Consider the following 3,245-nt stretch of genomic DNA (forward strand, 5'->3'; position numbering starts at 1 on the left):
GAGAGGGGGCAGCGGATGTTGGCGCGCGGATGCCGCGGCTTCGGCGGTGTGCTTGAGCCCCGCTACATTGTCGGCGCAGGACCACTAGACCAGTGAGCTATTACGCACTCTTTCAAGGGTGGCTGCTTCTAAGCCAACCTCCTGGCTGTCTGAGCGATCCCACATCCTTTCCCACTGAGCACACGCTTGGGGGCCTTAGCCGGCGGTCTGGGCTGTTTCCCTCTCGACCAACGAACCTTATCGCCCGTAGTCTCACTGCCGCGCTCTGGCACCATGGCATTCGGAGTTTGGCTGACGTCAGTAACCCGGTGGGGCCCATCGGCCATCCAGTAGCTCTACCTCCACGGTGGAACACGCGACGCTGCACCTAAATGCATTTCGGGGAGAACCAGCTATCACGGGGTTTGATTGGCCTTTCACCCCTACCCACAGCTCATCCCCTCAGTTTTCAACCTAAGTGGGTGCGGGCCTCCACGACGTCTTACCGTCGCTTCACCCTGGCCATGGGTAGATCACCCCGCTTCGGGCCTAGGACATGCCACTGCGTCGCCCTGTTCAGACTCGCTTTCGCTACGGCTACCCCACGACGGGTTAACCTCGCGACATGCCGCTAACTCGCAGGCTCATTCTTCAAAAGGCACGCCATCACCCCACGCCACCACAAGGACGGCGAGGGCTCTGACGGATTGTAGGCGCATGGTTTCAGGTACTATTTCACTCCCCTCCCGGGGTACTTTTCACCATTCCCTCACGGTACTAATCCACTATCGGTCATCAGGGAGTATTCAGGCTTACCGGGTGGTCCCGGCGGATTCACAGCGGATTCCACGAGCCCGCTGCTACTCGGGAGCACGCAAACGACCCTCACCTGTGCTTTCGCGTACGGGGCTCTCACCCTCTCCGGCGCGCCGTCCCAGGCGCCTTCCGCTAGCACAGGATCCACTTTGGCCGGCCATCGCGGCGGCGATGGCACTGCATGTCCCACGACCCCGCATGCGCAACCCCCGCCGGGTATCACGCGCACACGGTTTAGCCACCATCCGCTTTCGCTCGCCACTACTCACGGAATCACTGTTGTTTTCTCTTCCTGCGGGTACTGAGATGTTTCACTTCCCCGCGTTCCCTCCACGCCGCCTATGCGTTCAGCGGCGGGCAGCACCACATCACTGGTACTGGGTTTCCCCATTCGGACACCCTCGGATCACAGCTCGGCTGGCAGCTCCCCGAGGCCTATCGCGGCCTCCCGCGTCCTTCATCGGCTCCTGATGCCCAGGCATCCACCATGCGCCCTTGAATGCTTGCACGCGCGCTCGCGCGCGGCCAGCACGGTCCAACGATGCGCGCGCCCCACAGGGCGCGCGCCACTTGCGTCTCTCGAACTCTCTCGACAAAAACATCGCACAAAAGAACAAAGATGTTTCGCTACACCACTATCCAGCTCTCAAGCAGCACGCCCGCCACCGATCCCGCCACCTTCCGGCAGCAGCACCCAACGACGGGCCACTAAGAGGAACGCGCGCAACAAAGCGTGCGGCCTCAGAACCCCAACAGCATGCCAGCCCCCGCCGGAGCGGGACGAACAGAAACGATGACCGCGGCGGGTGTTCCACCCGCATGCCCGCCCGCGGCACGAACGGCCACGACGACGAGCACATGGCACCCCACGCCCACCGGATGGGCGGGATGCGCATGCTCCCTAGAAAGGAGGTGATCCAGCCGCACCTTCCGGTACGGCTACCTTGTTACGACTTCGTCCCAATCGCCGATCCCACCTTCGACCACTCCCTCCCCACGAGGGGGTTGGGCCATGGGCTTCGGGTGTTACCGACTTTCATGACGTGACGGGCGGTGTGTACAAGGCCCGGGAACGTATTCACCGCAGCGTTGCTGATCTGCGATTACTAGCGACTCCGGCTTCACGGGGCCGAGTTGCAGACCCCGATCCGAACTGAGACCGGCTTTAAGGGATTCGCTCCGCCTCGCGGCCTCGCAACCCTCTGTACCGGCCATTGTAGCATGTGTGAAGCCCTGGGCATAAGGGGCATGATGACTTGACGTCGTCCCCACCTTCCTCCGAGTTGACCCCGGCAGTCTCTCACGAGTCCCCACCATGACGTGCTGGCAACATGAGACAAGGGTTGCGCTCGTTGCGGGACTTAACCCAACATCTCACGACACGAGCTGACGACAGCCATGCACCACCTGTGCACGGGCCACAAGGGAACGCCCATCTCTGGGCGCGTCCCGTGCATGTCAAACCCAGGTAAGGTTCTTCGCGTTGCATCGAATTAATCCACATGCTCCGCCGCTTGTGCGGGCCCCCGTCAATTCCTTTGAGTTTTAGCCTTGCGGCCGTACTCCCCAGGCGGGGTACTTAATGCGTTAGCTGCGGCACGGACCCCGTGGAATGGGGCCCACACCTAGTACCCACCGTTTACGGCGTGGACTACCAGGGTATCTAATCCTGTTCGCTCCCCACGCTTTCGCTCCTCAGCGTCAGTTACTGCCCAGAGACCCGCCTTCGCCACCGGTGTTCCTCCTGATATCTGCGCATTTCACCGCTACACCAGGAATTCCAGTCTCCCCTGCAGTACTCGAGCCTGCCCGTATCGCCTGCACGCCCGGGGTTGAGCCCCAGGTTTTCACAGGCAACGCGACAAGCCACCTACGAGCTCTTTACGCCCAGTAATTCCGGACAACGCTCGCACCCTACGTATTACCGCGGCTGCTGGCACGTAGTTGGCCGGTGCTTCTTCTGCGCCTACCGTCACTTCCGCTTCGTCGGCGCTGAAAGGAGTTTACAACCCGAAGGCCGTCATCCCCCACGCGGCGTCGCTGCATCAGGCTTGCGCCCATTGTGCAATATTCCCCACTGCTGCCTCCCGTAGGAGTCTGGGCCGTGTCTCAGTCCCAGTGTGGCCGGTCGCCCTCTCAGGCCGGCTACCCGTCACCGCCTTGGTAGGCCATTACCCCACCAACAAGCTGATAGGCCGCGGGCCCACCCCATGCCGCTACATAGCGCTTTCCACCCGCCCCCATGCGGGGGCGGGTCGCATCCGGTATTAGACCCGGTTTCCCAGGCTTATCCCGGAGCACGGGACAGATTACCCACGTGTTACTCACCCGTTCGCCACTCGTGTACCCCGAAGGGCCTTACCGTTCGACTTGCATGTGTTAAGCACGCCGCCAGCGTTCGTCCTGAGCCAGGATCAAACTCTCCGTCAAGAACCATCAACCCACCCCCC

The 3,245-nt window shown here is 62.0% G+C and carries 2 rRNA genes (1 of these 2 running past the window's edge); both read right to left on the reverse strand.

Going from position 1 to position 3,245, the window contains the following annotated elements:
* Window positions 1-1,304 (reverse strand): 23S ribosomal RNA (locus QC765_RS16405); its annotated part reaches 1,911 nt to the left of the window's first position; the annotation flags it as partial.
* 396 nt (window positions 1,305-1,700) lie between these two features.
* Window positions 1,701-3,225: ribosomal RNA gene (locus QC765_RS16410) — 16S ribosomal RNA — on the reverse strand.
* Window positions 3,226-3,245: the final 20 nt, after the last annotated feature.

Origin of the sequence: Hoyosella levis (assembly GCF_026008515.1) — a bacterium.
Classification (GTDB): domain Bacteria; phylum Actinomycetota; class Actinomycetes; order Mycobacteriales; family Mycobacteriaceae; genus Lolliginicoccus; species Lolliginicoccus levis.